At 71.1% G+C, this 21,560-nt stretch carries 23 protein-coding genes; 13 read left to right on the top strand and 10 right to left on the bottom strand.

Annotated features, from left to right (window positions below; translation table 11 throughout):
• Positions 1 to 91: 91 nt before the first annotated feature.
• The 5 genes from VF092_07140 to VF092_07120 all read right to left on the bottom strand — a co-directional run bounded on the left by VF092_07140 (position 92) and on the right by VF092_07120 (position 4,000).
• A complete protein-coding gene (locus VF092_07140; protein ID HEX6747058.1) occupies positions 92 to 601 on the bottom strand; it encodes a Fur family transcriptional regulator in 510 nt (169 codons plus the stop codon).
• A gap of 42 nt (positions 602 to 643) precedes the next feature.
• Entirely contained in the window at positions 644 to 1,057 is a 414-nt protein-coding gene (locus tag VF092_07135; protein ID HEX6747057.1) for a hypothetical protein, read from the bottom strand.
• Positions 1,058 to 1,126: 69 nt separating this feature from the next.
• Entirely contained in the window at positions 1,127 to 1,894 is a 768-nt protein-coding gene (locus tag VF092_07130; protein ID HEX6747056.1) for a carboxypeptidase regulatory-like domain-containing protein, read from the bottom strand.
• On the bottom strand, positions 1,894 to 2,787 hold the full coding sequence (locus VF092_07125; protein ID HEX6747055.1) for a carboxypeptidase-like regulatory domain-containing protein: 894 nt from the start codon (positions 2,785 to 2,787) through the stop codon (positions 1,894 to 1,896). The genes VF092_07130 and VF092_07125 overlap by 1 nt, the downstream gene beginning before the upstream one ends.
• 100 nt (positions 2,788 to 2,887) lie before the next feature.
• Positions 2,888 to 4,000, bottom strand: coding sequence for a hypothetical protein (locus VF092_07120; protein HEX6747054.1), 1,113 nt, complete (start codon positions 3,998 to 4,000; stop codon positions 2,888 to 2,890).
• Between the two features lie 300 nt (positions 4,001 to 4,300).
• Here VF092_07120 and VF092_07115 point away from each other — a divergent pair, with 300 nt between their 5' ends.
• On the top strand, positions 4,301 to 4,741 hold the full coding sequence (locus tag VF092_07115) for a hypothetical protein (protein HEX6747053.1): 441 nt from the start codon (positions 4,301 to 4,303) through the stop codon (positions 4,739 to 4,741).
• Positions 4,738 to 4,980 (top strand): hypothetical protein, encoded by a 243-nt coding sequence (locus VF092_07110; protein ID HEX6747052.1) that lies wholly within the window; start codon positions 4,738 to 4,740, stop codon positions 4,978 to 4,980. Before VF092_07115 ends, VF092_07110 begins: the two co-directional genes overlap by 4 nt.
• A 91-nt stretch (positions 4,981 to 5,071) precedes the next feature.
• Here VF092_07110 and VF092_07105 read toward each other — a convergent pair whose 3' ends face one another.
• Both VF092_07105 and upp read right to left on the bottom strand, forming a co-directional pair.
• Positions 5,072 to 7,810, bottom strand: coding sequence for a DUF5916 domain-containing protein (locus tag VF092_07105; GenBank protein ID HEX6747051.1), 2,739 nt, complete (start codon positions 7,808 to 7,810; stop codon positions 5,072 to 5,074).
• Positions 7,811 to 8,074: 264 nt separating this feature from the next.
• Positions 8,075 to 8,716 carry a uracil phosphoribosyltransferase gene (gene upp, locus VF092_07100; GenBank protein ID HEX6747050.1) on the bottom strand — a complete coding sequence of 214 codons (642 nt, stop codon included), beginning with the start codon at positions 8,714 to 8,716 and terminating at the stop codon, positions 8,075 to 8,077.
• Between the two features lie 324 nt (positions 8,717 to 9,040).
• On the opposite strand from upp, the gene VF092_07095 reads away from it, so the two are divergent.
• Entirely contained in the window at positions 9,041 to 10,018 is a 978-nt protein-coding gene (locus tag VF092_07095; protein ID HEX6747049.1) for an aminoglycoside phosphotransferase family protein, read from the top strand.
• 32 nt (positions 10,019 to 10,050) lie between these two features.
• Here the strand turns inward: VF092_07095 and VF092_07090 are convergent, their stop codons facing one another.
• Entirely contained in the window at positions 10,051 to 11,727 is a 1,677-nt protein-coding gene (locus VF092_07090; GenBank protein HEX6747048.1) for an alkaline phosphatase family protein, read from the bottom strand.
• A 272-nt stretch (positions 11,728 to 11,999) separates the two neighbouring features.
• Between VF092_07090 and VF092_07085 the strand changes: the two genes are divergently transcribed.
• The 9 genes from VF092_07085 (at position 12,000) to VF092_07045 (ending at position 17,989) form a co-directional block, all read left to right on the top strand.
• Positions 12,000 to 12,353, top strand: coding sequence for a hypothetical protein (locus tag VF092_07085; protein HEX6747047.1), 354 nt, complete (start codon positions 12,000 to 12,002; stop codon positions 12,351 to 12,353).
• 159 nt (positions 12,354 to 12,512) lie between these two features.
• Positions 12,513 to 13,349, top strand: coding sequence for an ATP-dependent sacrificial sulfur transferase LarE (larE, locus tag VF092_07080; GenBank protein HEX6747046.1), 837 nt, complete (start codon positions 12,513 to 12,515; stop codon positions 13,347 to 13,349).
• Entirely contained in the window at positions 13,346 to 13,579 is a 234-nt protein-coding gene (locus VF092_07075) for a hypothetical protein (GenBank protein HEX6747045.1), read from the top strand. The genes larE and VF092_07075 overlap by 4 nt, the downstream gene beginning before the upstream one ends.
• A 7-nt stretch (positions 13,580 to 13,586) precedes the next feature.
• Positions 13,587 to 13,961 carry a hypothetical protein gene (locus VF092_07070; protein HEX6747044.1) on the top strand — a complete coding sequence of 125 codons (375 nt, stop codon included), beginning with the start codon at positions 13,587 to 13,589 and terminating at the stop codon, positions 13,959 to 13,961.
• Between the two features lie 62 nt (positions 13,962 to 14,023).
• Positions 14,024 to 14,407 (top strand): hypothetical protein, encoded by a 384-nt coding sequence (locus tag VF092_07065; protein ID HEX6747043.1) that lies wholly within the window; start codon positions 14,024 to 14,026, stop codon positions 14,405 to 14,407.
• A gap of 2 nt (positions 14,408 to 14,409) precedes the next feature.
• A complete protein-coding gene (locus VF092_07060; GenBank protein ID HEX6747042.1) occupies positions 14,410 to 15,582 on the top strand; it encodes an aminotransferase class V-fold PLP-dependent enzyme in 1,173 nt (390 codons plus the stop codon).
• 66 nt (positions 15,583 to 15,648) lie between these two features.
• Complete coding sequence (locus VF092_07055; GenBank protein HEX6747041.1) at positions 15,649 to 16,260, top strand: hypothetical protein; 612 nt, start codon at positions 15,649 to 15,651, stop codon at positions 16,258 to 16,260.
• A 164-nt stretch (positions 16,261 to 16,424) separates the two neighbouring features.
• Entirely contained in the window at positions 16,425 to 17,786 is a 1,362-nt protein-coding gene (locus VF092_07050) for a sigma-54 dependent transcriptional regulator (protein HEX6747040.1), read from the top strand.
• Positions 17,786 to 17,989 carry a hypothetical protein gene (locus VF092_07045; GenBank protein HEX6747039.1) on the top strand — a complete coding sequence of 68 codons (204 nt, stop codon included), beginning with the start codon at positions 17,786 to 17,788 and terminating at the stop codon, positions 17,987 to 17,989. Before VF092_07050 ends, VF092_07045 begins: the two co-directional genes overlap by 1 nt.
• A 262-nt stretch (positions 17,990 to 18,251) precedes the next feature.
• Here VF092_07045 and VF092_07040 read toward each other — a convergent pair whose 3' ends face one another.
• Positions 18,252 to 18,617, bottom strand: a complete 366-nt coding sequence (locus VF092_07040) for a hypothetical protein (GenBank protein HEX6747038.1) — start codon at positions 18,615 to 18,617, stop codon at positions 18,252 to 18,254.
• Between the two features lie 112 nt (positions 18,618 to 18,729).
• Positions 18,730 to 19,725, bottom strand: a complete 996-nt coding sequence (locus VF092_07035; GenBank protein HEX6747037.1) for an ADP-ribosylglycohydrolase family protein — start codon at positions 19,723 to 19,725, stop codon at positions 18,730 to 18,732.
• Positions 19,726 to 19,871: 146 nt separating this feature from the next.
• Between VF092_07035 and VF092_07030 the strand changes: the two genes are divergently transcribed.
• The gene (locus VF092_07030) at positions 19,872 to 21,371 is read left to right on the top strand and encodes an aldehyde dehydrogenase family protein (protein ID HEX6747036.1); all 1,500 of its coding nucleotides are present in this window, start codon (positions 19,872 to 19,874) and stop codon (positions 21,369 to 21,371) included.
• Positions 21,372 to 21,560 lie beyond the last annotated feature (189 nt).

Here is a 21,560-nt window from a genome sequence, read left to right as displayed (position 1 = left end):
CGCATCGCCGTCCCCATGACGAAATGAGCGCGGGCGATGGAATCTCCATCGCCCGCGCTTCTTCCTGTCACCCGGCCCGCCGGAGAGCCGATCAGGCCACGTCGAGCGCGGGGCAGGCCAGGCCCTCGTACTTGATGGTGACGCCCCTGCGCTGGCAGTCGGCGCACAGGCCGTAGATCTCCAGCCGGTGGCGGGTGGGGATGAAGCCGTGCTGCGCCGCCACCTCGTCCTGGATGCGCGCGATCTCGGGACGCTCGAACTCCACCACGGCGCGGCAGCTGGTGCACACCAGGTGCTCGTGCACCGGCTGGTGGCCGAAGAGGTGCTCGTAACGCTTGAAGCCGTCGCCGAAGTCGTGGTCTTCCACCAGCCCGCTCCGCACCAGGATTTCCATGGTGCGGTAGATGGTGGCCTTGCCGATGCGCTCGCCGCGCTCCTTGAGCCGCGCCTCGATCTCCTCCACCGACAGGTGCTCCTGCGAGCTGAACACCACGTCCGCCACCACCTCGCGCTGCGGCGTGACCGGCAGCCCCTGCTGGCGCAGGTAGCGGCGGAAGAGCGGCAGGAAGGGCGAGCTGGCCGGGGCGGCGTGCGCGGACATCGAATCTCCTCGGGCGACCTGGATCATCTCAAACAATAATGATTATTGATTGGGGACGTCAACCGGCGGCGGCGCGCCGAGCTCCTCCAGCAGTGCGCGCCACGCGTCCGCGTCGCCCTCCAGCTCGCGCACGTCGGGCGGGTCGCCCACGCCGTCCAGCCGCCGCACCACGCCCTCGACGATGCGGTCCACGCGGTCGGGGGGGACGGTCCCCTGCTCCTCCAGCGCGTCGGTGCGCGTGGTCTTTCCACCCTTCCCCGCCTCGGCCTCGTAGCGCAGCGTCCAGATGGTCCTCCGCCCGTCGCCCTCCTCGCCGGCGGTGACCACGAGCACGGCCAGGCCGCTCTCGCGCGCGGCGATGCGGCGCGGCGGGAAGATCCACACCTGGGCCAGGCGCTCGGCGGGAAAGCGCTCCGCCACCGCGGCCAGCGCGGCGCCGAGGTGGGGGTTCTGCATGTCCCGAGCGTTGGGAACGGGCGGAAGCATCCGGGCGGAGCGCTCAGCGTCGAAGGAAAACGGGAGACGTCACTGCGTGCGCGTGCGGAGGACGATCACCCCGCACCCCGAGTTGCCGCCGCCGTACTCGGCGGGGATCACGCGGAGGTACACCTCCACCGACTCGAGCTCCTGCACGGCCACGATGTCGACGGCGGGCGTGCGCATCAGCACCCCGTCGAGGTAGACCTGGGCCACGCAGCGGTGGCCGGCGCCACCCAGCGCGGCGGCCGGCGCGCCGCCGGGAAAGCTGGCCACCGCGCCGCTGGAGCCGTAGACGACGCGCACGCCGGGCACCTTCCCCAGCAGGTCGGAGATGCGCGACGCGCGTGAGCGGCGGATCTGCTCGCGGCCGATGAAGATCCCCGAGCCGCGCCGCCGCGACAGCGCCTGCGCCACCGCGCTCCCGCCGTCGGCCACCGGCTCGGCGCGCGCGGTGATGGCCGGCATGGGGATGGCATCGGAGTCCAGCATCACCTCCAGCTCCAGCACCTGGCCGGGGGCCAGCTCCACCTGCGGCTGCAGCGCACGCCGGCCGATCATCTCCACCGTCAGCAGGTGCGACCCCGCGTCGAGCTCCTCCAGCAGCACGCGGCCGGCGGCGTCGCTCGTCCCGCGCACCTCGCCGTCCACGCGCACGCGCGCGCCGGAGAGCGGCGCGCCCGTTTCCGCATCGGTCACGATCAGCTCCACCGTGCCGCGCGTCTGCGCCGCCGCCGGGCGCGCGCCCAGCAGCAGCGCCGCGGCGAGGGCGGCGGCGCACAGGAGGCTGCGGAGCGGGAGGAAGCGCGCGTGCATCACGGGTGGCGCTTGGGAACGGGCTGCTTGCCCAGCGTGCGCGCCGCCTTGGGCGTCAGCGGGCGCGGGCGGGACTTGTCGCCGCGGGCGGGGCCGCGGAGGGTGCGGGGCTTGGCGCCGGGCTCGGGGCCGCCGCGGGTGCGGATCACCACCACCCCGCACGATGCGCGCACGCCGCCGTACGCGGCGGGCACGTTGCCGGGGAAGAGGACGACCTCCTCGACCTCGGAGAGCGGGAACACGTCCGGCGACTCCAGCGAGGGGAAGCGGACGCCGTCCACGTAGTACGCGGGCGCGCAGTCGGGCGGCGTCAGTCCCCCGCCCGGCGGCTCGGGCGGGAGCGCCGCCAGCGCGCGCTTGAAGCGCAGCACCGCGCCGTGCGGGCCGCGCACCAGCTCCACCTCGGGCGCGCGCTGCAGCACGCCGCTGAGCGTGGCCGCGCCGCTGCGGCGGATCTCATCGACGCCGAAGCGGCGGCCGCCCGCCGGCTGGATCTGCCCGTGCTGCGGCTCGCGGACCAGGATTCCCTTGGCGCGCAGCACGGTGGCCGAGACGCCGGGGAGGGCGATAGCCTCCGCCTGCAGCCCCACCTCCAGCTCCGCCACGCCGCCCGGGGGCACCAGCATCCCCACGGCGACCGGACGGCGGCCGAGGCGCGTCACCTTCAGCGCGTGCCACCCGGGCGCGATCCCCCGCACGCGCACCCGCCCGTCCGCCGCGGTCACGCCGCGCCGCACTCCGTCGATCCTGGCCGCGGCGCCGGCGATCGGCGCGCCCTCCGGATCGGTCACCTTGAGGTCCAGCATCCCCATCTCCTGCGCCGGCAGTGCGGCGGGGAGCGCGGTCAGCGCGAGCGCGAGCGGGATCAGCCGCGTGGGGCGGAAGGGACGCATACGGCGGAGAGCAGGAGGAACGTCTCCCCGGAATTTCTGGCCGAACGGGCGCGAGGGCAAGCGGGGGGGACCGCGATCTCCCGGTCCCCCGGACGCCCGATCAGCCGACGGCGGCGGCGGGCTGGCGGCTGGCGGCCTCGATCTCCACGTAGTGCCGCAGCACGTGCAGGAAGTCCTGCGCGTTGGTGATCACGCCGAACGCCTGGTGCGTGCCGCGGTCCTTGAGCTTGGAGACGACGAACTCCGACGAGTCCACGCAGATGGTGGGAAGCGGCCGCACCTCGCCCGTCTCCTCGCGGTACACGTACGAGGGGAGCATGTTGCCGGTGGCGATGGAGTGCAGCGCAGTGGCGATCATGATCACCCCCGTGGCGCGCCGGGTGTGCTCCTTCATCGCCTCCTGCCCCGCCACCACGTCGGTGATGGTGTCGGGGAGCGGCCCGTCGTCGCGGATGGAGCCGGTGAGCACGAAGGGAACGCCGCTGGTGACAGCCGCGTGCATCACCCCGGTCTCGATGATCCCCTGCTCCACCGCGGCGCGGATCGACCCCGCCAGGCGCACGCGGTTGATGGCCCGCATGTGGAAGGCGTGGCCCCCCTCGACGGGGACGCCGCGGTTGTTCATCCCCAGCGTGGTCCCCATCGTGGCCGCCTCGATGTCGTGCACCGCGACCGCGTTGCCGCCGAAGAGCACGCCCACGTAGCCGTTGCGGACGAACCAGGCCAGCGTGTCGCGCCCGCGCGAGTGGAGGACGGCGGGGCCGACGACCCAGATGAAGTGGCCGCCGCGCTCCTTCTCGTCCACCAGGATGCGCGCCATCTCGGGATAGTCGGTCGGCTTCTCGCGGCTGACCTCCGAGGACATGAACTTGAACTCGCCCTCGGGTCCCTGGTCGGGGTCGCCCATCAGCCCGCTGGCGTGGACAAAGATCCCCTCCGAACCGTCTTCCGCGAACCCCATCGCCACCCGCTGCCCGCGGCCGACGTAGCGGCCCTCGAGCACGCGGGGAACGCCGTCCGGGTCCAGCACCAGGGCCGAGTCCATGCGCGGGTCGCGCGGCAGCTTCCACTCGCCGCCGATGCGCACGTAGGTCGGCAGGTTGGTGGTGGAGAAGAAGCCCTCGGGAAGCACGCCGTCGGCCGGCGCGGCCTCCCACCGGGCGTCGGGCGCGTTCTGGAACCGTGGATGCGAGAAGTCGGGGCGGCGGTACATGCGATCGGGATGCGGGCGGGCGTGGAGGCGAGGGACGGAAGTGCCGAGTGCTGAGAGCGGGCTGTCGATCCCCTGATCGGCAGGAGATTTCGGGGCCGCGCGCTCCGGTCTCGCACGTCGCGTTTCGCCGTTCGCGGGAAGCTAGCAGCGGGCGGGCGGCGGTTCAACCCGACGCGCCGAGGAGCGCATCCGGCAAGATCATTCGCGTCGAGAGAGAAGATGCTTGACGACTCGTTTTGTACGGATTATCATCCCCGCTCCCTTGATTACTCCGTTCGCTTCTCCGGGCGCCGGTGACCGATGTTCGCGAACCGCTACTTCATCGCCGTGGGGATTCCGTTCCTGCTCATCCTCCTCGGCGCCATCTCGCGCAAGCTGATCCGCTCCACCGCGTGGGAGCGCGAGGACTTCTTCCTGGGCGTGGACCTGTCGATCGCGGGGATCTCGTCGGGGCTCATCTTCATCTCCGAGCTGGTCTCGAAGAAGGCGGAGTCGATCGGCTGCGCCACCGCCGCCTGCCGCAGCTTCGTCGCGTCCGTCGACCAGAAGCTGCTCCACGACGCGGGCTTCCTCGTGGTCGCGCTGATCGTCTTTCTGCTGGTGCTCACCATTCACCAGGACCAGTGGCGAAAAACTGGAAATCCGCGGAGCAAGCTGTTAGTCTTGGGCGTGTTCGGAAATGTGATCGGAGTGCTGCTGCTGGTGTGGTTCATCCTCGAGGTGAAGGGAGTGGGGCCATGAAGGGGTTCATGGATGACGATCCGTTGGGTACGAATCCCGCCGACATCATCGGAATCGTCGGGTGCCTGATCTGCTTCGGCGTGTACTTCGCCGGCTCGGCCAGCTCGAACGACGCGCTGATCTGGCTCTCGATGGCAATCGGGATCCCCGCCGTCACGCTGAAGGTGATGTCCACGCGCGCCAAGTCGCGCCGGTGGCACCGCGAGCACGGCAACGCCGACGCGTCTCGGAAGGCCTGAGGGCACGCTCGCGTCTGGTAGCACCCCAAGTTCGAGCCCCGCGGATCCACAGCGATCCGCGGGGCTCGTCGTTTCTACATCGGCTGCGCTTCTACCGCCCGATGTAGTAGCTGGCCTTGATCACGAACACGTTGTCGGGGTGCTCGCGGAAGATGGCGCCCGCGTCGCGGCGCAGGGCGAAGTCGCCGAAGCCCTCGCTGGCGCTGCGCTGCTGCTGCCAGACGAAGAACAGCGTCGAGCCCGGGCGGTACTCCCACCGCAGCACCGCGCTGCCGCGCAGCGAGCGGAAGTTGAAGTCGGGGTTGCCGAAGGTGAACGCGTCGGTCGACGGGTCGCCGTCGGCGTCGAGCACGTACACGCTGTCGTGCCCGGCCGAGTTCTGGATCGCGCTGATGCGGCTGCCGAACGGCGTCTTGTCGAGCCCGCGCGGCGCGGTGAACTCCTTGAAGTCGTGGTACTCGCCCGAGCTCACGAACGGCTGCGCGAACATCTCCAGCGACAGCGTGGGGGTGAAGGTCACGTTCAGCCGCGTGTCCATCGAGAACGTCTGCTGGCTGAGCCCGGCGAACACCGCGCGCCGCCCGTAGAACGCCGTGGCCGACGGGTCCGTGAAGGCGGTGACGTACTGCGCCGCCACCTCGGTGCGCGACCAGGCGGGCGCGACGGAGAACTGGATGTTGCTGCGCGGGCGGTACCGCACGCTGAAGCTGCCGCCCACGTCGTCGCCCCCGTCGCCGCGGGTGCCGCGCCACACGTCGAAGCCGAACACGGTGCGCTTCCGCGAATCCGTGCCGATGTTCCAGTCGAAGAAGCGCTGGTCCGCCCGGCGGACGGTGGCCCCGCCGCGCGTCAGCCGCTCGTCGTACACCTCGGGGCGGTACTGCGCGTAGAAGCCCATCCCCCAGTAGTTCGGCAGCTGCATCGAGCCCGACAGGTGCACCTGCGCGTCGTTCACGTCGCCGCCGAAGGTCTGCTGACGCTGCGCGCCCGCCGTCACCCACAGCTCGCGGAACACCCGGTTCGGCTTCGTCCAGTAGCCGTTCAGGTTCGCGAGCGCCCAGATGTAGTCGGCCCGGGTGAGGAAGGCCAGGTCGTTCACCTCGAAGCCGGGGCTGCGCAGGTTCACCTGCGTCTCCCAGCGGATCGTCCCCGCCTCCTTCGCCGCGCGGAGGTATCCGCCGAAGCCGCGCAGGTCGGTGGCCGACGGGTCGTAGGCGTTGGAGAAGAGGCCGTTCGATCCCTGGTCGCGGTCCGGCCGCTGGAAGTAGCGCGCGGACGAGCGCTGCAGGCGGAGAATGGCCAGCGAGTCACCCGCGACGTTGCTGAGCGCGAAGCTCCCCTGCAGGCGGTAGGTGCGGCTGCGGAAGTAGGCGTTCCAGTCCACCCCCAGCGCCTCGGCGTGCGACGGGAGCTGGTAGCGCAGCGAGTCGTAGCCGAAGCTGCGGGCCACCGAGGTGGCGATGGCGCCGAAGCTCAGGTTGCCGCCGTTCAGCGTCTGCCGCACGCGGCCCACGAAGTAGTTGGTCAGCGGCTCCACCTCGCGCTCCAGGTGCTCGCCCTCGGCGTCCACCAGGCGCGCGCGGCCGGCGCCGGTCACCGCCTCGAGCGCGCCGATCTCCAGTCCCCCGCGGAAGCGGCCGGTGAGCTTGGCCGCGCCCAGGATGTCGCTGTTCTGCGGACGGTCGACGTAGCGCGTGGCCATCGGCAGCTGCCCCTGCGGCGCACGGCCGATGCGGCGCGAGTAGAAGAGCGAGAGGCTGCTGACGTTGCTGCAGGTGAAGCAGCTGAACGAGCCGAACCCGAGCAGGCCGCTCCCCTCCACGAAGAAGGGGCGCTTCTCGGAGAAGGAGGTCTCGAACGCGGACAGGTTCACCACCGCCGGGTCGAGCTCCACCTGGCCGAAGTCGGGGTTGATGGTGGCCGACAGGGTGAGGTTGGAGCCCAGCCGCGCCTTGATGTCGGCGCCGGCGCGGACGTCGTAGGCGCTGCGGTCCTGGAACGGGCTTCCCGGCTGGGTCGGGCGAACGTACGAGGCCCGCGCCACCGTGTAAGGCATGATCTCCCAGCCGCCCCCGCGGCGGCGGATGCGTAGGTCCTCGAGGTGCCCGTAGCGCGAGGGGCCGCCGTTCTCGTTCTGCCCCACGAACGACCACAGGCTCAGCTCGTTGCGCCGCTCCACGTAGCGCTTGATCTGCATCCCCCAGGTCTGCAGCGAGTCGCGGTTGAACTTGAGCTGCGACCAGGGGATGCGGAACTCGGCGGTCCACCCGGCCGAGTCGATCTTCGTGGCCCCCTCCCAGATGGGGTCCCAGCCGATGTCGGCGTTCGGCGAAGCCTGGCCGGCGTCCCACTTCACGCCGCTGGGGTTGAGCTGGAAGATGGTGACGCCGGAGTGGTCGTGGTACGTGTCGAAGTTGATCTCCAGCCAGTCACCGCCGCCCTCCTGGTCGCGCCGGGTGAGGGTGGTGCGCACGCCGGCGGCGCCCAGCGAGTCGTGCATCCGCGCGCCGATGTACAGCGCGTCGTCGTCGTAGGCGAAGCGCACCTCGGTCTTCTCCGCCGACGGCTGCCCCTCGCTGGGGCGCTGCTGGCGGAAGTCGGTGGCCGCCGGGGCGGTGGCCCATACCTCCTCGTCCAGCACGCCGTCGACCTTCACGGCCGCGGTGCGCGCGACGGCGCGGACGGTCGGCGCGGCGTGGGCGTGCGCAGAGCGCTGCGACGGCTGCTGGGGGGTGACCATGGCCACCTGGGCGGAGAGCGGCGCGGCCACGAGGGCCGGAGAGAGCGCGAATGCCCACGCGATGCGGCGGGCGGAGAGGGGCTGCGTCATTGGTGGGATACGGGTGCGGGGGACCGCGATTACCGCTCGAACGCCCCTTTGACACAGGATCTCCCCAGAAGGTTTGATCGGGGATGCGAAATTTTTCGCACACCGTCGTTGCGGCGCGAAACGCCCGCCGCTCCGTTCACCTCATCTGGCGGCGGGCAGAGCCGCGACCACCGTCCTCGACCCTTCTCTCACGATTGTGCAGGACGCGAAGAGGGAGCACCCGCCTGGCGAATGCTCCCTTTCGCTGCCGCCGGGAACGGGCGGCTACTTCGTCCCGAACAGCCGGTCGCCCGCGTCGCCCAGGCCGGGGAGGATGTAGCCGTGGTCGTTCAGCTCGCGGTCGAGCGCGGCGGCGTACACGTGCACGTCGGGGTGGTCGTCGAGCATGCGCTGCACGCCCTCGGGCGCGGCCACCATGCACAGCATGCGCACGCGCTTGGCGCCCTGCCGCTTGAGCGACGACACCGCGGCCGACGCCGAGCCGCCCGTGGCCAGCATCGGGTCGAGGACCAGGAAGTCGCGCGCCTCGGCCTCCGCGGGGATCTTGAAGTAGTAGTCCACCGGCTGCAGCGTGTCGTGGTCGCGGTACAGGCCGATGTGCCCCACGCGCACGCCCGGCATCAGCCGCACCACGCCATCCACCATCCCCAGCCCGGCGCGGAGGATGGGCACCACGGTGAGCTTCTTCCCCGCCACCTGGCGCGCGGTCATGCGCTCCAGCGGCGTCTCCACCTCCACCTCGGCCAGCGGCAGGTCCTTGGTGACCTCGTACGCCATCAGCATGGCGATCTCGTCCACCAGCTCCTTGAACTTCTTCTTCGACGTCTCCTTGTCCCGCAGGAACGACAGCTTGTGCTGGATCAGCGGGTGGTCGACGACGGTGAGGTTGGAGAACTGCGGGCTCACGGGCTCCTCCGCGCGGGTGGGCTGGACTCGGCGGGGCGTCAAGCTACGCGGCGAGGGGGCGCGGCGGAAGGAGTGCTCTGAGTGCTGAGTGCGGGGTGAGAAGTCCTGAGTCCTGAGTCCCAAGTCCTGAGTGATGATCCGGGCGGAGACCATCACTCACCCACGCACTCGAAAACTCTGTCATTCCGAGCGGAGCCGCTGCCCCGAAACCCGCGCCCGCATCGACGTCGGGCGGCTCCCGGGGAATCTCTGGGTGAGGTACGAGCAAGAGCTTGCCTGATGCGTGGATATTGAGATCGGGCTTGCTCGAACCGTAGGAGAGAGATGGAAGATACGATGCTGGAAGATCGCATCGCACGGGGGATCGCGGCGCGCGCAGATGCGCTGGGGCTGGATGCGGATCGGCTGCGGGTGACGTACGTGCTGAACTGGGGCGGGTTCGTGAACCGCTCCTACCACGTCACCGACGGACGCAGGCGCTACCACCTGAAGCTCTCCGACGCGGCGGAGACGCTCCCCGGGCTCCAGCGCTGGCGCGGCGTGCACGAGTTGCTGACAGCGCGCTATCACGCGCCGGAGATGGTGGACTGGATCGCGCTCCCCGATCTCGGGCTCGAGGGGCCGCTGTTTCGCCACGTCGACGGCGCGGTGCCGGAGGTTCGATCGCCAGAACTGCTGGCGGCCGTCGCGCCGGTCATCGAACGGCTGCATGGAGATGGCGAGCTCGCCGCGCACATCGCATCGGACGAGGCGCCGAGGCCGTGCCGGGACACCTTCCTTGAGACGTACGCGGGTCGCTTCCGCGAAGACCTGGCGTTCGTCTCCGCGCATCGCCCCGGCTTCGTCTCACCCGGCACGCTCGCATATATCCGCGGCCAGGCGGATGCGCTGGAGGTCGAGGTGCACGCGCATCCCGCCTTCGCCGAGCCCGGCACGAGTCCGATCCACGCCGACCTGTGGCTCGAAAACCTGCTGCTGGATGGAGACGGGAGATGGTGGGTGCTGGACTGGGACGGCCTCACCGTCGGCGACCCGGCCATCGACTGGGCGATGCTGCTCGGCCCCACGACGCGCGACCTGGCGCCGCTCGACATCTCCACGCTCCCGCCCGACGTCGCGACGGATGCGGGCTTGCGCTCACGCCTGCCGATCTACGCGCGCGCTTCGCTGCTCGACTGGGCGCTCGACCCGCTGGCCGACTGGATCGACGCCGACGCCGTCCCCGAGCACACCGCCGCCGTCCGCGCCGAGAAGGAGCGCCAGCACCTAGCCGCCCTCGCCCTCTACCGGGCGACGTACTGAGGACGGTCGTCGCCGTACTCAGCACTCAGCACTCATCCGCGGCGGAGCAGCGCGAGGATGAGGCGGGAGACGTCGAGTTGGCCCGGGTGCTCGCCGACCGCGCGGGTGACCAGCGCGCGGAGCTGCCGCCCGTCGCCGCCGGGCTGCGCGACGACGAGGGGGATGCGGCTGTCCTGGTCGGTTGGGCTGCCGTGCCAGGAGTGATACACGCCAGAGAAATAGTAGCGCTCGCCGACGGGAATCCCGCTGCCGCTCTTCGCCAGCAGCAGCACGTCGCCGGCGTGGCTGCCGTACGGGCCCGTCGCCAGCGCCGCCATCCGCCGCTCCAGGTCGAGCAGGTCGGGCCGCGGGTGCGCCGCGAGATACTGCCCGATGGGCACCAGCCGCTCGCCGTCCCACACCTGGAACGGCGCGGCGTCCCGCCCCGGCGGCCGCGCGAAGATCAGGTCCAGCGTGCCGCGTAGCTGCGGCACGCCCGCGCCGGTGCGGTTCGCCGCGTCGAACGCGCGGACGGCCGGCAGCACGTCCTCGGCCAGGCGCGGCGGGCGCCGCCAGTCGCAGCGCGTGCCGGGCGCGGCGCAGACGGAGCGGTCGGCCAGGTACACGTACGCCATGGCGCCCTGGTAGGCGACCACGGCCTGGTAGTCGCGCTCGTCATCCGCCACGTCGAGCTTGAAGGGGCGCACGCGGAAGCCGGCCCGGCGCAGCACCTCGGGCGGCTCGTCCAGGCCGTCGGCGCCCAGTGCGTGCGCGTCGTCGCTCAGCACCGGCGTGTGGCCGTGGTCGGCGACGAACAGCACGTACGTGTCCTTCAGCGCGTGCCGGCGCCGGTAGGCGCCCAGCACCTGGCCCACGACGCGGTCCACCACCGTCTCCACGTACGCGCGCTCGTCGCGGATGGGGTCGGGCGCCACGTGCGTCCACAGGTCCACGCCGGGAAAGTAGACCACCTGCAGGTCCGCCACGCCGCGCTGCCTGATCGTCTCCAGCAGGCTCCCCGCCGCGCCCTCGTCCAGCTCGGCATACAGGTCGCGCTTCACGTCGCCGTCGCCCACCCCCTTCGCGAAGGCGGAGACGAGCGGGCCGAAAGCCTTGGGATCCGGGACGGTGACGAGGTCCGCGCCGCGCTGCAGCGCCGCCAGCGAGACGTAGGCGCGCACGTTCGCCCGCTCGTAGACGGTGGGCGCGTGCGTCACGGGGCCCATCAGCTGGTCGCTGTAGACCTTGAGCGCGTCGGTGTGCTCGGTGACGCTCACAGGCGCGGGCGCGTAGAAGCGGTCCTCTTCGCGCGCGAACCACTCGTTGCCGGGCACGCCCGTGACGCCCGCCGGCTGGCCCGTGAAGAGCGAGGTCCACGCGGCGTAGGTGGTCGACGGGAGGATGCTGAGCACGCCCGGCGCGGCGTACGCGTGGCGGTAGACGCCCGGCTGCCCGCGTCTCGGCTTGCCGACGAGGTGGGCGATGTTGCGCGCGCGGCCGCCGCGGATCACCGCCTCCAGCTCGTCCGCGCCGACGCCGTCCAGCGCGAACACGAGCACGCGCGGCGCGCCGCGCGCCGGCCGCATGGGGTCGCGCAGTGGCTTCTCGCTTCCCTCGGCCACGATCTCGGCCACCTCGGGCCCCGTCGGCCCCAGGTACCACGCCAGCCCCGCCGCTGCGGCCACGATCAGCACCGCCGCGACCGCGATCTCCTTCCCCCGCCTCGTCATCCGTCAGACCCGTCCGCCGTCGTTGAGTGCCATGCTATCACGCGCCGCGGGCGCTGCGGCGCCTGGGGCGGGAGGAACGCAAGTCGTCCGCCAGACACCCTCATCCCCCCTGACCGGCAGGCGAAACTCCGCGAGGCCGGTCGCGTAGGGGTCCGTGGGTGCGTGGTGTCCGCCGGGGGCACGATCGAGCGTTCCCGGGGAGCCGCGCCCTCCGTCCGCCCACCACGGATCGCCCCTTCGCCGGCATCACCCTTCCTCAACAGGAGGCACCCGTGCGCAAGCTGCGACTGGACGTCGAGAAGCTGGAGGTCGAATCGTTCGCGGTTTCGCCGCGAACGGCGCCGTTCGGAACGGTGCACGGGCTGATGCCCAACGGCGGCCCGCTGATCAACGACCCGGGCACCTCGCCCGAAGGCGGCGGCGACAGTCAGCTCGTCGGGCCGACCCTCTGCGGCTGCGGGGCGACGGGGCCGTCGATCCCCATCTGCATCGGGCCGACGTACTGCGGAGCGACCTGCGCCTGCCTCACCGCGTACTCGACCTGCTGCAATCCCCCGACCGACGCAGCCACGTGCCCGAACACCTGCTTCTTCTCGTGCTACCGGGACGACTGCCTCTCGCCCTGAGCACGTGTAGACGCTGATCGATCGGGCCGCCTCTCCCGCCGTGGGCGAGGCGGCCCGTCTTTTCGTTCCGGTCCTGCCTGGCTCGCGACCGGCACGCGGCTGGCGGGGTACGGAAGCGGGCGGCATCTTGTCGGCCGTCAACGCGATCAACGAGGTGCGATGGTTCCCGAGGCGAAGCGCGAGCGGCTGCGCGGCATCCTGCGCGAGTGCGGCTCGGTGGTGGTGGGATACAGCGGCGGCGTCGATTCCGTCTTCCTGGCGAAGATCGCCGTGGACGTGCTCGGCGCCGCGAACGTGCTGGCGGTAACGGGGAAGAGCGACTCCGTGGCCAGCTGGATGGAGGACACGGCGCGCGACGTGGCGGCCGTGTTCGGCATTCCCTGGCTGGAGGTGGAGACGCGGGAGATGGACGACCCGCGCTACGCCGCCAACCCAGACAACCGCTGCTACTTCTGCAAGAGCGAGCTGTGGTCGCGCCTTGCCGCCGTCGCCGCGGAGCGCGGGTTACGGACGGTCCTCGACGGCAGCAACGCCGACGACCTGGGCGACCACCGCCCCGGCGCCGTCGCGGCCGCGGAGAACGCGGTCCGCTCGCCGCTGCTGGAGGCGGGGCTGACCAAGGCGGAGATCCGCGCGTGGTCGCGCGAGCTGGGGCTCCCCACCTGGGACCAGCCCGCCGGGCCCTGCCTCGCGTCCCGTCTCCCGTACGGGATCGCGGTGACGCCGGAGCGGCTGCGGCAGGTGGAGCGCGCGGAGCTGGCGTTGCGGGCGCTCGGCTTCCGCGACTTCCGCGTCCGCCATCACGGCGCCGTCGCGCGGCTGGAGGTGCATCCCGCGGAGATCGCGCGCGTCGCCGGCCACCGCGCCGCCATCCACGCCACCGTGCGCGAGGCCGGGTTCGCGCGCGTGCTCGTCGATCTCCAGGGCTACCGCCGCGGGGCGCTGAACGAGGGGCTGGCCGCATCGCAGCTGGTGCAGCTCGGAGGCGCGGCGTGAGCGGCGACGCGCGCATCGCCGCGGCGGAGGCGGCATTGGCGGACGCCGGCCTCTACGGCGCGCAGGTGGAGATCGAAGGCCACGAGCGCGAGATCGCCGCCGTGCGCGTCCCTGAGGCCGAATGGGAGCGGATGCTCGGCTCTGATGGCGCCACGATCGCCGCGGCGGTGAAGCGCGCCGGGTTCCGCTACGTGGCGCTGGACCTGGCGCCGTCCGACGCGAACGCGTGAGCGGACGATGCTCCGGATACGCGCCTTCTTCTTCTTCGCCCTGCTCGTCTCCCTCGCCGCGATCGATTCGGTGGCGGCTGTCGTGGTCCACGAGCACCCCGACCGCTCGCCGAGCGCGCTGATGGCGCGCGCGGCGGTGTCCGCGATCGGCGCGTACAGCTCCGCGGAACGCGTCGCGGACGCGGGAATCCTTCCCATCCTCGCGCTGTTCGCCGCGTTCTTCTCGCTCGCCATCTCGGACGCGGTGATCCTCTTCTCCGGCGTCCGCCTCGATCCCGGGTTCGTGGGCGCCGGACCCTTCATCACCCGCCTCGCCGTACCGGCCGCGGCGAGCGCGGCGGGGGCGATCCTGGCGCTCGCCCTCCAGTCGCGCCGGGCGTAACGGCGATGGACGGCAACTACCTGGACCATGCGGCGACCTCCCCGCCATCTCCTGCATTCCCGATGACCCCCGGCCGCATCTTCCGCATCGTCCTGCTCGCGACGCTGACGCTGGACTTCGTCGCGCTCGCGGTGCTCCATCTCCCTCCCGCCACGCCGCTCGTCCTGGGCCTGGGACGGGGGGCGATCTGCGTCGCCGCGGCGTACGCGGGCACGCGCGGCGGGCTTTCCTTCCCGCGCGCCACCACGGCTGCGGCTGGCGGCTCGGTGGCGGCGACGCTGCTGTCGATGTTCGTCTTCGTCGCGACTGGAACCGCGGCGGCGGAGGGATACGGGCCCGCGAGTGTCGTCCGGCTCCTGCTGGCGACGCTGGTCATCTGCGTCGCCGGGGGAATCGCCGGCGGCGCCGCCGGGCACCTGCTCCGGAAGCGCGTCCGCGCCGTTTGACGATGGACGGCATCTACCTGGACTACGCGGCGACCTCCGCCCTCCGCCCCGACGCGGTGACGGAGGCCGTCGCGCATTACCTGCGCGAGGTCGGCGCCACGCCGGGACGCGCCGGGCATCATCTCGCGCTCGAGGCGGGGCGCATCACCTTCCGCTGCCGGGCCGCATTGGCGCGCCTCTTCGGCGCCACGGGCGATCCGGGCCGCATCGCCTTCTTCCCCAACGCCACCTACGCGCTGAACGCGGCGCTGCACGGCCTCCTGCGCCCCGGCGACCGCGTCGTCCGCACCGCGTTCGACCACAACGCCGTCCGCCGCCCCGTCGCCCTTCTCGCCGCGCGCGGGGTGGAGGAGCGGGTGATCGGCGGTCAGGCGGACGGGTCGATCGACTTCGCGGAGCTGGACGATGCGCTCGACGGCGCGCGGCTGCTGGCGATCCCGCACGCGTCCAACGTGCTCGGCAGCGCGCTCCCGGTGGCGGAGATGGCCCGACGCGCACGCGAACGTGGCGCGCTGGTGCTCGTCGACGCGGCGCAGACCGCCGGGCATCTCCCCATCGACGTGGTGCAGATGGGGATCGACCTGCTCGCGTTCACCGGGCACAAGGGGCTGCTGGGGCCGCAGGGCACCGGCGGGCTGTGGGTGCGCGAGGGAGTGGAGATCGACCCCGTGTGGGCCGGCGGCACCGGCGGCGACTCGATGCCGGCCACCATGCCCGAGGCCATGCCCGACCGCCTGGAGGCGGGGACGCTGAACGGCCCCGGCATCGCGGGCCTGCTCGCGGGCGTGGAGTGGGTGACGCGCGAGGGGGTGGAGGCGGTCCACGCGCGCGAAGCCGCGCTCAAGCTGCGGCTGCGCGCGCGGCTGGGGGAGATCCCGGGGGTGCGAGTTCTCTCCCCGGAGGCGCGTGACGGCGTGGGGATCGTGCTCGTCACAGTGGGCGGCGTCCCCGCGGACCGCGTCGCCTACCGGCTCGACCGCGACTTCGGGGTGATGACGCGCGCGGGGCTGCACTGCGCGCCCGAGGCGCACCGCGTGCTGGGCTGCGCGGAGGCGGGCGCCGTGCGTTTCTCCACCGGCTGGGCGACGACGGAGGCCGAAGTGGACGCCGCGGCCGATGCGCTGGCGTCCATCGCAGAGGACAATCGCGAAACATTGGCCGGCGCGCGGGGGTAGTTCGCTCTCGGCCGCACGAGACGGGTGCGGCGCTGGATCCCGTCTGACCGAGACCGAAGACGCACGATGCGCAACCTGCTGGCGCTGATCGGCCTGATCGCCATCCTCGTGGTGGGCTACAGGTACCGCGACCGCATCCCCGGCCCGTGGCGGCACCGCGAGGAGGCGGAGATGACGGAGGTGTCGCCCGCCGCCGCCGAGGCCGCCGAGGCCAAGCTCGCCCGCATGCGCGAGAGCGGCGACACGGTGCACCTGAGCAGCGTGGAGTTCACCAGCTACCTGCGCTACCGCTTCCGCGAGCAGCTGGCCAACCAGCTCGACGCGCCCACGGTGCAGTTCGCCGGCGACACGCTGACGCTGAAGGGGCGCTTCCCCACCGACCGGCTGCCGGACACACGCGAGCTGCGCGCCGTGCGCGACTTCCTTCCCGATACGGCCGACGTGCGGCTGCGCGGCCAGCTCCGCACGCTGGCGCCGGGCCGCGCGGCGCTGCGCATCGACAACGTCTCGTTCGCCAAGGTCCCCGTGCCGCGCGACGTGTATCCCGACGCGCTGAAGCGCCTGGGCCGCGCCGACGAGCCCGGCCTGGGGACCGACGAGTACCCGTTCCGCCTCCCGCCCGGCGTGGCCTCCGCGCGCGTCGAGGGCGGCGAGCTGGTGCTGGCGCCGGCCAGATGAAAAGAAAGTCCTGAGTCCTGGGTCCTAAGTCCTAAGTGAAAGACGGGTTTGCATCATCAGTTCACTGGGCACTGGGTACTGGGCACTCAGGACTTAGGACTTAGGACTCAGGACTATCGCACTTTCGCACTTTCGCACTTCCGCACTCCCGCACTTCGGTAAATATGGCCCGCATCCTGGTAGTCGACGACGAGCAGGGGATCCGCCACATCCTCACCCAGCTCTTCGAGTACGAAGATCACGAGGTCCGCGCCGCGGCAGGCGGCGCGGAGGCGATCGACCTGTACAAGGAGCTCCGCCCCGACGTCACCTTCCTCGACGTGAAGATGGCGCGGATGGACGGGCTGGAGACGCTCACGAAGCTCCGCGAGGTCGACCCGGCCGCCGTGGTGGTGATGATGAGCGGCCACGGCACCATCCTCACCGCCGTCGAGGCCACCCGCCGCGGCGCCTTCGACTTCCTCGAGAAGCCGCTCGACACCGAGCGCCTGCTGATCGTGCTGCGCAACGCGCTGTCGCAGCAGGGGCTCCAGGCCGAGAACGCCCGCCTCCGCGGCGAGGTGGAGAGCCGCCACCAGATCGTGGGCCGCTCGTTCGCGCTGCGGCAGGTGCTGGACCGCGTGGAGAAGGTGGCGCCCACCGACGCGCGCGTCCTCGTCACCGGCGAGAACGGCACGGGGAAGGAGCTGGTCGCGCGCGCCGTCCACCGCCTGAGCCCGCGCGCCGAGGGGCCGTTCGTGGAGGTGAACTGCGCGGCCATCCCCAGCGAGCTGATCGAGAGCGAGCTGTTCGGGCACATGAAGGGCTCGTTCACCGGCGCGGTGGACGACCGCGCGGGGAAGTTCGAGCTGGCGCACGGCGGCACCCTCTTCCTGGACGAGATCGGCGACATGAGCCTGGCCGCGCAGGCCAAGGTGCTGCGCGCGCTGCAGGAGGGGATCATCACCCGCGTGGGCGGCGCCAAGCCGATCAAGGTGGACGTGCGGGTCCTCGCCGCGACCAACAAGGACCTGGAGGAGGAGATCAAGGGCGGGCGGTTCCGCGAGGACCTGTTCTACCGCCTGAACGTGATCCCCCTGCACGTGCCGCCGCTGCGCGAGCGCCGCGAGGACATCCCCATGCTCGTCCAGCACTTCGTGCAGACGATCGCCAGGGAGAGCGCGCTCAAGCCGCGGCCGTTCACCGACGAGGCGGTGCAGCGGCTGCAGCGCATGGACTGGCCCGGCAACGTGCGCGAGCTGCGCAACACCATCGAGCGGCTGCTGATCCTCTCCGGCTCCGGACAGGTGACGGCCGACGACGTGGAGCTGCTGGTGGGCGGGCACATGAAGGGCGGCGGGCTGTCGGGCGACCTGCTGGGGTGCCAGACCTTCGCGGAGTTCAAGGAGGCCGCCGAGCGCGCGTTCATCATCCAGAAGCTGCGCGAGAACGACTGGAACGTGAGCGAGACGGCGCGCCTGCTCGACATGCCCCGCTCCAACCTGTACAAGAAGATCGAGCGCTACGACCTGGTGCGCGAAGGGTGATGGCGGCGCCGAGTGCGTTCGCCCAGTGGGTGCCGGTGGCGGTGGGATGGCTGGTGGGGACCTTCGGTTGCGGGGCGGCGCTGGCCTGGCTGTACAAGCGCCTGCACCCGCAGCTGGCGTTCTACAAGCTGTGGGCGTTCTGGAGCGCCGTGCTGGGCGGCGTCGTAGCGCTGATCCTGGCGTTCGGCGTCGTGCGGCTGTGACGGACAGTGCTGAGTGCTGATACGGGAATCCCGGGATCTGGTTGATGCACCAAGCTCGATCCCGCGCTGACGTCATCCTGAGGCCGGCCAGACTGTAATCAGCGTCTGCGCAAGAGCTTGCAGGCCGAAGGATCTATAGCCGCGTCAGCACGCGGTTCGGGCCGGACGCACCAAGACTTCACCCGGACTCGGTCTGAGTACGCACGACGAAGCCCCCGCTCCGGGATCGGAGCGGGGGCTTCGTGCATCACGCGGGACGCGGTCAGGGCGTAGTCTCGGTCGACGTCAGGCTCTTGCTGGAAGCCGGCGTATCCGGGGTGGCCACGTATTCGGTGCCGGTCGCTGGATCGTACTCGAAGGTCTCGTACTCGATCCCGCCGGTCGCGGGGCTGCCGTAGCCACTGATGACGGAATCCTCGGTCGTGGTGGTCGTCCCACCCGTGGTGGTGCCGCCGGACGTGGTGCCGCCCGTGGGGGCCGTGCTCCCCGACGAGACGTCGCCGCGGAGGCCGGCGGGCGAGGTGAGCGCGTCGCCCGAACCGATCACATCGCGCGAGCACGCGGACGCGACGAGACATACGGCGGCGAAAGGGATCAGCAGCAGACCGGCGGCGGGACGTGCGGTCATCAGGTCCTCCAGGTGAGTTTCCGGATGCGTGGGAGATCACCCAGTCTCACACAGTAGCCGACGATCTGTCAACGACTTGGAGATGAACCACTCCAACTCGCCATTTCCCGTCTCATCCATCTACAGCGGATGGATTGATGTCTACCACGTCACCGCGGGAGAGGTCGTAGACGGCGTCCGCGAGACGCTCGATCAGCCCTCTCCGCGCGATGAGGACGCGCCACTGGTCGGGGATCGCGTCGACGCCATAGAAGGCGCCGGCGAGCTGGCCGTAGATGGCTGCGGTGGTGTCGGCGTCGTTCCCCAAGTTCACGGCCTGCAGGCAGCCGTCGCGGAACGAGCCGGTGGTGGCAAAGGCCCAGAGCGCCGCCTCGAGCGACTTCACCACGTAGCCGGTGCCGGCGATCTCCGGCGGCGACTTCGTGCGGAAGGAGCCGCGCGCCACCTCCTCGATCTCCGCGCAGAGCGGGTGCGCGTCCCAGTACCCGGGCACCGGCGCGTACATCTCCCCCAGCAGCTCGTCCTTGGCCGCGCCCGAGACGGCGCCCACCAGCAGCGCGCCGAAGTAGCGGCAGGCGTCGACCGCCGCCTGCGCGCCGTGCGTCGTCCGCGAGCTGTCGCCCGAACGCTCGATCGCCGCGGCGGGGTCGGCCGCGAAGTAGAGCGGGACCGGCGCCAGGCGCATCAGCGAGCCGTTGCCGGCGGTCTGCGGATCAGTGGAGCCGCACCAGGGCTCGCCCGTGGCCGCAAAGCGGTGCAGCGCGCCGCGCACGGTGATGCCGATGTCGAAGCACACGCCGTTGCTGCTCATGTGCCCGTCGCGGTACCAGCGGACATAGCGCTCGAGCTGGTCGACCGGGTCGAAGCCGCGGCGCTCCACCAGGCTTTCCGCCAGGCAGAGCGCCATCGACGTGTCATCCGTCCACTCGCCCGCACGCAGCCCGAACGGGCCGCCGCCGACCATGTCGTCCACGGGCCGGAAAGTTCCCGGCGGCTGGAACTCCACCGTGGTCCCGACCGCATCCCCCACCGCCAGCCCGATCAGGCTTCCACGGTACCGGTCACGCGCTCCGACGTTCGATCCCTCGGCATTTGAAGTCATCTCCATCAGTTCCCTCAGGACTCAGGACTTGGGACTTAGGACTCAGGACTCAGCACTCAGCACTCCCCCCCGCCTCGCGCCCCCTTCCCCGCCCTTGTAGATTTCCCGCCTTTCCCGACCCGACCTGCAAACCCGAAACGCGACACGGAGCGATGGCCGAGACGTTCAGGAACTTCATCGGCGGCGAGTGGGTGGAGCCGTCTACCGGACAGTACTTCGAGAACCGCAACCCCGCGCGCCAGAGCGACCTGATCGGCATGTGGCCGCGCTCCGGCAGGGAAGACGTGGACCGCGCCGCCGCCGCCGCGAAGGCCGCGTTCGACGGCTGGCGGCTGACCCCGGCGCCCGAGCGCGGCGGCATCCTCAAGCGCGTGGGCGACCTGCTGGTGGAGCGCAAGGACGACGTCGCCCGCGCCGCCACACGCGAGATGGGCAAGGTGTGGGCGGAGACGAAGGGCGACGTGCAGGAGGGGATCGACACCGCCTACTACGCCGCCACCATGGGCCGCCAGCTCTTCGGCCACACCGTGCCCAGCGAGCTGCGCAACAAGTGGGCGATGAGCTACCGCCGCCCGATCGGCGTCTGCGGCCTGATCACCCCGTTCAACTTCCCGCTGGCCATCCCCACGTGGAAGATGTTCCCCGCGCTGGTCTGCGGGAACACCGTGGTGATCAAGCCCGGCGAGGACGTCCCCCATACCGTGCAACTCCTGGTCGAGATCCTGGAAGAGGCAGGGATCCCCAAGGGCGTGGTGAACCTGGTCCACGGCTTCGGCGACGAGGTGGGCGCGCACATCGTCTCGCACCCCGACATCCCCGTCATCTCCTTCACGGGCTCGACGGAGACGGGGAAGATCATCGGCCGGGTGTGCGGCGAGATGCACAAGCGGCTGTCGCTGGAGATGGGCGGCAAGAACGCGCAGATCGTGATGGACGACGCCGACCTGGACCTGGCGATCGACGGCGTGCTGTGGGGCGCGTTCGGCACCACCGGCCAGCGCTGCACGGCGACGAGCCGGCTGATCCTGCAGGACGGCATCCACGACCGCTTCGTGGAGCGGCTGACCGAGCGCGCGAAGGCGCTCAAGCTGGGCTACGGCAACGACGACGGCGTCGACGTGGGGCCGCTGATCAACGCCGACTCGCTGGCCAAGGTCGAGCAGTACGTGGAGATCGGCAGGCAGGAGGGCACCCTGGTCCTCGGGGGCGAGCGCGCGAAGGGCGACGGGCTCGACGACGGCTTCTTCTTCCAGCCGACCATTTTCACCGGCATCAGGCCGGGCTCGCGGATGGCCACGGAGGAGATCTTCGGCCCCGTGCTGTCGGTGATCCGCGTGAAGGACGGCGACGAGGCGTTCCGCATCAACAACGAGGTGAAGTACGGCCTCAGCAGCTCGCTGTACACGCGCGACGTGAACCTGTCGTTCCGCGCCTTCCAGGAGCTCGAGAACGGGATCACCTACGTCAACGCGCCCACCATCGGCGCCGAGGCGCACCTCCCCTTCGGCGGGGTGAAGCAGACCGGCAACGGCCACCGCGAGGGCGGCTGGGAGGTGTACGAGTTCTATTCGGAGACCAAGGTCTGCTACCTGGACTACAGCGGGAAGCTGCAGCGCGCGCAGATCGACAACTACGAGGCGAGCCCGTACTGATCGGTGCTGAGCGCCGAGTGCGACGGACGAAGTGCGTGAGTGCGGAAGTGCGCGAGTGCGTTGGTCCCGGCGCGGGACCGACGCACTTCTGCACTCACGCACTCACGCACTCACGCACTCACGCACTCACGCACTCACGCACTCACGCATTACGTTTCTCGGGCGTGTTGGGCGCTTAGACGCCCAAAC

It is taken from the genome of Longimicrobium sp., assembly GCA_036377595.1.
Classification (GTDB): Bacteria; Gemmatimonadota; Gemmatimonadetes; order Longimicrobiales; family Longimicrobiaceae; genus Longimicrobium.
Note: the sequence above shows the minus strand (reverse complement) of the source record. Positions and strands in the feature narration are given on the sequence as shown.

What these genes read in the sequence shown, in the direction of transcription:
- larE (HEX6747046.1), top strand. Translation starts at nt 12,513, where the DNA reads ATGGTTCCCGAGGCGAAGCGCGAGCGGCTGCGCGGCATCCTGCGCGAG.
- VF092_07130 (HEX6747056.1), bottom strand. Translation starts at nt 1,894, where the DNA reads ATGCACGCGCGCTTCCTCCCGCTCCGCAGCCTCCTGTGCGCCGCCGCC.
- VF092_07070 (HEX6747044.1), top strand. Translation starts at nt 13,587, where the DNA reads ATGCTCCGGATACGCGCCTTCTTCTTCTTCGCCCTGCTCGTCTCCCTC.
- VF092_07060 (HEX6747042.1), top strand. Translation starts at nt 14,410, where the DNA reads ATGGACGGCATCTACCTGGACTACGCGGCGACCTCCGCCCTCCGCCCC.
- VF092_07140 (HEX6747058.1), bottom strand. Translation starts at nt 601, where the DNA reads ATGTCCGCGCACGCCGCCCCGGCCAGCTCGCCCTTCCTGCCGCTCTTC.
- VF092_07030 (HEX6747036.1), top strand. Translation starts at nt 19,872, where the DNA reads ATGGCCGAGACGTTCAGGAACTTCATCGGCGGCGAGTGGGTGGAGCCG.
- VF092_07115 (HEX6747053.1), top strand. Translation starts at nt 4,301, where the DNA reads ATGTTCGCGAACCGCTACTTCATCGCCGTGGGGATTCCGTTCCTGCTC.
- VF092_07090 (HEX6747048.1), bottom strand. Translation starts at nt 11,727, where the DNA reads ATGACGAGGCGGGGGAAGGAGATCGCGGTCGCGGCGGTGCTGATCGTG.
- VF092_07105 (HEX6747051.1), bottom strand. Translation starts at nt 7,810, where the DNA reads ATGACGCAGCCCCTCTCCGCCCGCCGCATCGCGTGGGCATTCGCGCTC.
- VF092_07050 (HEX6747040.1), top strand. Translation starts at nt 16,425, where the DNA reads ATGGCCCGCATCCTGGTAGTCGACGACGAGCAGGGGATCCGCCACATC.
- VF092_07065 (HEX6747043.1), top strand. Translation starts at nt 14,024, where the DNA reads ATGACCCCCGGCCGCATCTTCCGCATCGTCCTGCTCGCGACGCTGACG.
- VF092_07040 (HEX6747038.1), bottom strand. Translation starts at nt 18,617, where the DNA reads ATGACCGCACGTCCCGCCGCCGGTCTGCTGCTGATCCCTTTCGCCGCC.
- VF092_07120 (HEX6747054.1), bottom strand. Translation starts at nt 4,000, where the DNA reads ATGTACCGCCGCCCCGACTTCTCGCATCCACGGTTCCAGAACGCGCCC.
- VF092_07055 (HEX6747041.1), top strand. Translation starts at nt 15,649, where the DNA reads ATGCGCAACCTGCTGGCGCTGATCGGCCTGATCGCCATCCTCGTGGTG.
- VF092_07135 (HEX6747057.1), bottom strand. Translation starts at nt 1,057, where the DNA reads ATGCAGAACCCCCACCTCGGCGCCGCGCTGGCCGCGGTGGCGGAGCGC.
- VF092_07045 (HEX6747039.1), top strand. Translation starts at nt 17,786, where the DNA reads ATGGCGGCGCCGAGTGCGTTCGCCCAGTGGGTGCCGGTGGCGGTGGGA.
- VF092_07125 (HEX6747055.1), bottom strand. Translation starts at nt 2,787, where the DNA reads ATGCGTCCCTTCCGCCCCACGCGGCTGATCCCGCTCGCGCTCGCGCTG.
- VF092_07110 (HEX6747052.1), top strand. Translation starts at nt 4,738, where the DNA reads ATGAAGGGGTTCATGGATGACGATCCGTTGGGTACGAATCCCGCCGAC.
- VF092_07095 (HEX6747049.1), top strand. Translation starts at nt 9,041, where the DNA reads ATGGAAGATACGATGCTGGAAGATCGCATCGCACGGGGGATCGCGGCG.
- VF092_07035 (HEX6747037.1), bottom strand. Translation starts at nt 19,725, where the DNA reads ATGGAGATGACTTCAAATGCCGAGGGATCGAACGTCGGAGCGCGTGAC.